The organism is Ruminococcus sp. MCC718, from assembly GCF_018783905.1.
GTDB classification, from domain to species: Bacteria; Bacillota; Clostridia; order Lachnospirales; family Lachnospiraceae; genus Hominisplanchenecus; species Hominisplanchenecus faecis.
The window spans coordinates 1-278 of record NZ_WQNP01000124.1 but is presented as its reverse complement, the minus strand read 5'-3'; the positions used below and the strand labels follow the sequence as shown (position 1 = coordinate 278).

At 39.6% G+C, this 278-nt stretch carries 1 pseudogene; it reads left to right on the top strand.

The features are described 5' to 3' along the window. A pseudogene (locus GPK60_RS10925) lies at positions 1-278 on the top strand (RNA-guided endonuclease TnpB family protein); the annotation flags it as partial.

The following is a 278-nucleotide window of genomic DNA, read 5'->3' as shown; positions in this document are numbered from 1 at the left end:
TCTGTAAAAATCCGGCCGGAATATTCCAATATCATAGGGCATATGTGTTATGCAGCTTCCAAACTCTGGAATATCTGCAATTATGAACGGCATCATTATAAAGAGATGGGACTGGAAAAATATCCTGACTGGTATTATCAGAAAAAAACACATAAAGGAAATCTATGGTATAAACAGCTTCCGTCACAGACAGCACAAGAGACCTGCAAGCAGCTGGATAAAGCATGGAAATCTTTTTATGTCCTGAAAAAGACCGGAGGGATCAAAGATCCGAATCC